Consider the following 7,525-nt stretch of genomic DNA (forward strand, 5'->3'; position numbering starts at 1 on the left):
TGATCAAAGGCTTGAAATATGTCAAAAAAAATTCCCCTAAAAAACCGCTTGAGAGCTGATTTTACAAAAACCCCAACAGATTTAGAAGTCCCTAATTTATTATTATTACAACGAGACAGCTATGATTCTTTCTTGTATTCCAAAGATGGCAAAGAGAGCGGGATTGAAAAGGTTTTTAAATCCATTTTCCCTATCCAAGATGAGCATAACCGCATCACTTTAGAATACGCGGGTTGCGAATTTGGCAAGTCTAAATACACCGTTAGAGAAGCGATGGAGAGGGGCATTACCTACTCTATCCCGCTCAAAATTAAAGTGTGCTTGATCTTGTGGGAAAAAGATACCAAGAGTGGTGAAAAGAACGGCATCAAGGATATTAAAGAACAAAGCATTTTCATTCGTGAGATCCCTTTGATGACAGAACGCACTTCATTTATTATCAATGGGGTGGAGCGTGTGGTGGTCAATCAACTCCACAGAAGCCCCGGTGTGATTTTCAAAGAAGAAGAGTCTAGCACTTCTTTAAACAAGCTCATTTACACAGGGCAAATCATCCCTGATAGGGGTTCGTGGCTGTATTTTGAATACGATTCTAAAGATGTTTTATACGCTCGTATCAATAAACGCCGTAAAGTGCCTGTTACTATTTTATTCAGGGCGATGGATTATCAAAAACAAGATATTATCAAAATGTTCTACCCGCTTGTTAAAGTGCGTTATGAAAACGATAAATATTTGATCCCGTTTGCTTCATTAGACGCCAATCAAAGAATGGAATTTGACTTGAAAGATCCGCAAGGCAAGATCATTCTTTTAGCAGGAAAAAAGCTCACTTCAAGAAAGATTAAAGAGCTTAAAGAAAACCATTTAGAATGGGTGGAATACCCTATGGATATTTTACTCAATCGCCATTTAGCTGAGCCTGTTATGGTGGGGAAAGAAGTCTTATTGGACATGCTCACTCAGCTAGATAAAAACAAATTGGAAAAAATCCACGATTTAGGCGTGCAAGAATTTGTGATCATCAACGATCTAGCCTTAGGGCATGACGCTTCCATTATCCATTCTTTTTCAGCCGATTCTGAGTCTTTGAAATTACTCAAGCAAACTGAAAAAATTGATGATGAAAACGCTCTGGCGGCGATTCGTATCCATAAGGTTATGAAACCAGGCGATCCCGTTACGACTGAAGTGGCTAAGCAGTTTGTCAAAAAACTTTTCTTTGATCCAGAACGCTATGATTTGACCATGGTGGGCCGCATGAAAATGAATCACAAGTTAGGCTTGCATGTGCCTGATTACATCACGACTTTAACGCATGAAGATATTATCACCACCGTTAAATACCTCATGAAGATCAAAAACAATCAGGGCAAGATTGATGATAGGGATCACTTGGGCAATCGTAGGATCAGAGCGGTAGGGGAATTATTGGCTAATGAATTGCATTCAGGCTTAGTGAAAATGCAAAAAACCATTAAAGACAAGCTCACTACCATGAGTGGGGCTTTTGATTCGCTCATGCCCCATGACTTGGTCAATTCTAAAATGATCACAAGCACCATCATGGAATTTTTCATGGGCGGTCAGCTCTCGCAATTTATGGATCAAACGAACCCCTTGAGTGAGGTTACGCACAAACGCCGCCTTTCAGCACTCGGTGAAGGGGGGTTGGTGAAAGACAGGGTAGGGTTTGAAGCTAGAGATGTGCACCCCACGCATTATGGCCGAATTTGCCCCATTGAGACTCCAGAAGGTCAAAATATCGGTCTGATCAACACCCTTTCCACTTTCACAAGAGTGAATGATTTAGGCTTTATTGAAGCCCCTTATAAAAAGGTTGTGGATGGCAAGGTCGTGGGCGAGACGATTTATTTGACCGCTATTCAAGAAGACAGCCACATCATCGCTCCCGCAAGCACCCCCATTGATGAAGAGGGTAATATTTTAGGCGATTTGATTGAAACGCGCGTGGAAGGCGAGATCGTTTTAAACGAAAAAAGCAAAGTAACCTTAATGGATTTAAGCTCTAGCATGCTAGTAGGGGTAGCCGCATCGCTCATTCCTTTCTTAGAGCATGATGACGCCAACCGCGCCTTAATGGGGACTAACATGCAGCGCCAAGCGGTGCCGTTATTAAAAAGCGACGCTCCCATTGTAGGCACAGGGATTGAAAAAATTATCGCTAGGGATTCTTGGGGAGCGATCAAAGCCAATCGCGCAGGCGTTGTAGAAAAAATTGATTCTAAAAATATTTATATTTTAGGCGAAGGCAAAGAAGAAGCCTATATTGATGCGTATTCTTTGCAAAAAAACTTGCGCACCAACCAAAACACCAGTTTCAATCAAGTCCCTATCGTTAAAGTAGGCGATAAAGTGGAAGCCGGGCAAATCATCGCTGATGGCCCTAGCATGGATAGAGGCGAGTTGGCGTTAGGGAAAAATGTGCGCGTGGCGTTCATGCCTTGGAATGGCTATAACTTTGAAGACGCGATCGTGGTGAGTGAGCGCATCACTAAAGATGATATTTTCACTTCCACCCACATTTATGAAAAAGAAGTGGATGCTAGGGAGCTTAAGCATGGCGTGGAAGAATTTACCGCTGACATTCCTGATGTGAAAGAAGAAGCGCTCGCTCATCTTGATGAAAGCGGGATCGTTAAAGTGGGCACTTATGTGAGCGCTGGCATGATTTTAGTGGGTAAGACTTCTCCTAAAGGCGAGATTAAAAGCACGCCTGAAGAGCGGCTTTTAAGGGCTATTTTTGGGGATAAAGCTGGGCATGTGGTCAATAAGAGTTTGTATTGCCCCCCCAGTTTGGAAGGCACGGTGATTGATGTGAAAGTCTTCACTAAAAAAGACTGTGAGAAAGACGCGCGGGTTTTGAGCGCGTATGAAGAAGAAAAAGCCAAGCTTGATATGGAGCATTTTGACCGCTTGACCATGCTCAATAGAGAAGAATTGTTGCGCGTCAGCTCGCTCCTTTCTCAAGCGATTTTAGAAGAGCCTTTCAGCCATAACGGCAAGGATTATAAAGAAGGCGATCAAATCCCTAAAGAAGAAATCGCTTCCATCAACCGCTTCACTTTGGCCAGTTTGGTGAAAAAATATTCCAAAGAAGTGCAAAACCACTATGAAATCACTAAAAACAATTTCTTAGAGCAAAAGAAAGTTTTGGGCGAAGAGCATGAAGAAAAGCTTTCTATTTTAGAAAAAGATGATATTTTGCCTAATGGCGTGATCAAAAAAGTCAAGCTCTATATCGCTACAAAACGAAAGCTTAAAGTGGGCGATAAAATGGCAGGAAGGCATGGGAATAAAGGGATTGTGTCTAATATCGTGCCGGTTGCGGATATGCCTTATACCGCTGATGGCGAGCCTGTAGATATTGTCTTAAACCCTTTAGGCGTGCCAAGCCGCATGAACATCGGGCAGATTTTAGAAATGCATTTAGGCTTAGTGGGGAAAGAATTTGGGAAGCAAATCGCTAGCATGCTAAAAGATAAAACCAAAGATTTTGCCAAAGAATTGCGCGCTAAAATGCTAGAAATCGCTAACGCCATTAATGAAAAAGACCCCTTGACAATCCATGCACTTGAGAGTTGTTCTGATGAAGAGCTTTTGGAATACGCAAAAGATTGGAGCAAGGGCGTTAAGATGGCTATCCCTGTGTTTGAAGGCATCTCGCAAGAAAAATTTTATAAGCTATTTGAATTAGCTAAGATCGCTATGGATGGTAAAATGGATCTGTATGACGGGCGCACAGGCGAGAAAATGAGAGAGTGCGTGAATGTGGGCTACATGTATATGATCAAACTCCACCACTTAGTGGATGAAAAAGTCCATGCCAGAAGCACAGGCCCTTATAGCTTAGTAACGCACCAGCCTGTTGGGGGTAAAGCGCTCTTTGGGGGTCAAAGGTTTGGGGAAATGGAAGTGTGGGCGCTAGAAGCTTATGGCGCAGCGCACACTCTAAAAGAAATGCTTACCATTAAATCCGATGACATTAGAGGCAGAGAGAACGCTTATAGGGCTATCGCTAAAGGTGAGCAAGTGGGCGAGAGTGAAATCCCTGAGACTTTCTATGTTTTGACTAAAGAATTGCAATCGCTCGCTTTGGATATTAATATTTTTGGGGACGATGTGGATGAGGATGGAGCGCCTAAACCCATTGTCATTAAAGAAGATGACAGGCCTAAAGACTTTAGCTCTTTCCAGCTCACTCTAGCCAGCCCTGAAAAAATCCATTCTTGGAGTTATGGGGAAGTTAAAAAGCCAGAAACGATCAATTACCGCACCCTAAAACCTGAACGAGACGGCTTGTTTTGCATGAAAATCTTTGGCCCCACTAAAGATTATGAATGCTTGTGCGGTAAATACAAAAAGCCTCGCTTCAAAGACATTGGCACATGCGAAAAATGCGGCGTGGCAATCACGCACTCCAAAGTCAGGCGTTTTAGAATGGGGCATATTGAATTGGCCACTCCTGTAGCGCATATTTGGTATGTCAATTCCTTGCCTAGCCGTATCGGCACGCTTTTGGGCGTTAAGATGAAAGACTTAGAGCGCGTGTTGTATTATGAGGCTTATATCGTTAAAGAGCCAGGCGAAGCCGCTTATGACAATGAAGGCGCTAAGCTTGTGATGAAATACGATATTTTGAATGAAGAGCAGTATCAAAATATCTCACGAAGATACGAAGACAGGGGATTTGTGGCGCAAATGGGCGGTGAAGCGATCAAGGATTTGTTAGAAGAAATTGATTTGATCACCTTGTTGCAGAGTTTGAAAGAAGAAGTGAAAGACACCAATTCCGATGCGAAAAAGAAAAAACTCATTAAGCGTTTGAAAGTGGTAGAAAGCTTTTTAAATTCTGGTAACAGGCCTGAGTGGATGATGCTCACGGTTTTACCGGTATTGCCACCGGATTTAAGGCCTTTAGTCGCGCTAGATGGCGGGAAGTTTGCGGTCAGCGATGTGAATGAATTGTATCGTCGTGTCATCAATCGTAACCAACGCTTGAAACGCCTAATGGAGCTTGGGGCGCCAGAAATCATTGTGCGCAATGAAAAAAGGATGCTGCAAGAAGCCGTGGATGTGCTTTTTGATAACGGCCGCAGCACCAATGCGGTTAAAGGGGCTAACAAACGCCCTTTAAAATCGCTCAGCGAGATCATTAAAGGCAAGCAAGGGCGTTTCAGGCAAAACCTTTTAGGTAAGCGCGTGGATTTTTCAGGCAGAAGCGTGATTGTGGTTGGGCCTAATCTTAAAATGGACGAATGCGGGTTGCCTAAGAACATGGCGTTAGAACTCTTCAAACCGCACTTGTTATCCAAGCTTGAAGAGAGAGGCTATGCCACCACGCTCAAACAAGCTAAACGCATGATTGAACAAAAAAGCAATGAAGTGTGGGAGTGCTTGCAAGAAATCACAGAGGGGTATCCGGTGTTACTCAACCGCGCTCCTACCTTGCACAAGCAATCCATTCAAGCGTTCCATCCAAAGCTGATTGACGGAAAAGCGATCCAATTGCACCCGTTAGTGTGTTCAGCGTTCAACGCCGATTTTGACGGGGACCAAATGGCGGTGCATGTGCCTTTGAGCCAGGAAGCGATCGCTGAATGCAAGGTGCTAATGTTAAGCTCTATGAATATCCTTTTGCCCGCTAGCGGTAAAGCCGTAGCCATTCCTAGCCAGGACATGGTTTTAGGGCTTTATTATCTTTCTTTAGAAAAGAGCGGGGTCAAGGGCGAGCATAAACTTTTTTCTAGCGTGAATGAAATCATCACCGCTATTGACACGAAAGAATTAGACATCCACGCAAAGATTAGGGTTTTGGATCAAGGGAATATTATCGCTACGAGCGCGGGGCGCATGATCATTAAATCCATTTTGCCTGATTTTATCCCTACGGATTTGTGGAACAGACCCATGAAGAAAAAAGATATTGGCGTGCTTGTGGATTATGTGCATAAAGTCGGTGGTATCGGCATTACTGCAACCTTTTTGGATAATTTAAAAACGCTTGGTTTTAGGTATGCGACTAAGGCGGGTATTTCTATCTCTATGGAAGATATTATCACGCCAAAAGACAAGCAAAAAATGGTGGAGAAAGCCAAAGTAGAAGTTAAAAAAATCCAGCAACAATACGATCAAGGGCTGCTCACTGACCAAGAGCGTTACAATAAGATCATTGACACTTGGACTGAAGTCAATGACAAAATGAGTAAAGAAATGATGACCGCTATCGCGCAAGATAAAGAGGGCTTTAACTCTATTTATATGATGGCAGATAGCGGTGCAAGGGGGAGCGCGGCACAAATCCGTCAGCTTTCAGCGATGAGGGGTCTTATGACAAAGCCGGACGGCAGTATCATTGAAACGCCCATTATTTCTAACTTTAAAGAGGGGTTGAATGTCTTAGAATACTTCAATTCCACGCATGGTGCCAGAAAGGGATTAGCGGATACAGCATTAAAAACAGCCAATGCGGGGTATTTGACAAGAAAGCTCATTGATGTTTCGCAAAATGTCAAGGTGGTGTCTGATGATTGCGGCACGCATGAAGGGATTGAAATCACGGATATTGCGGTGGGGAGTGAGCTGATTGAACCTTTAGAAGAGCGTATTTTTGGGCGCGTTTTATTAGAAGATGTGATCGATCCCATTACGAATGAAATCTTGCTTTATGCGGACACTTTGATTGATGAAGAGGGCGCTAAAAAGGTGGTTGAAGCCGGGATTAAATCCATTACGATCCGCACCCCAGTAACTTGTAAAGCGCCAAAGGGTGTGTGCGCGAAATGCTACGGCTTGAATTTAGGCGAAGGCAAGATGAGTTATCCGGGTGAAGCGGTGGGCGTGGTAGCCGCGCAATCTATCGGGGAGCCTGGAACGCAGCTCACTTTAAGGACTTTCCATGTGGGCGGAACAGCGAGCAGGAGTCAGGATGAGCGCGAAATTGTAGCGAGCAAAGAAGGTTTTGTGCGTTTCTACAACCTTAGGACTTACACGAATAGGGAGGGTAAAAACATTATCGCTAACCGCCGTAACGCTTCTATTTTAGTGGTAGAGCCTAAGATTAAAGCGCCTTTTGATGGGGAATTACGCATTGAAACGGTCTATGAAGAAGTCGTTGTGAGCGTGAAAAATGGCGAGCAAGAAGCTAAATTTGTTTTAAGAAGAAGCGATATTGTCAAGCCAAGCGAATTGGCCGGCGTTGGCGGTAAGATTGAGGGGAAAGTGTATTTGCCTTATGCTAGTGGGCATCAGGTGCATAAGGGGGGGAGTATCGCTGATATTATCCAAGAGGGCTGGAATGTGCCTAATCGCATCCCTTATGCGAGCGAATTGCTAGTCAAGGATAATGACCCTATTGCGCAAGATGTGTATGCCAAAGAAAAAGGCGCAATCAAATACTATGTGTTAGAGGCCAATCATTTAGAGCGCACCCATGGGATCAAAAAGGGCGATATTGTGAGCGAAAAAGGCTTGTTTGCGGTGATAGCTGACGATAATGGTAGGG

Annotated in this window: 1 protein-coding gene; it reads left to right on the forward strand. The window is 43.7% G+C overall.

What is annotated here, in order from left to right; all coding sequences use genetic code 11:
• Nucleotides 1–18 precede the first annotated feature (18 nt).
• On the forward strand, nt 19–7,525 hold a 7,507-nt coding region (locus DV63_RS13900), incomplete at its 3' end, for a DNA-directed RNA polymerase subunit beta/beta' (protein ID WP_020982429.1).

The organism is Helicobacter pylori FD535, assembly GCF_000296015.2.
GTDB lineage: Bacteria > Campylobacterota > Campylobacteria > Campylobacterales > Helicobacteraceae > Helicobacter > Helicobacter pylori_CT.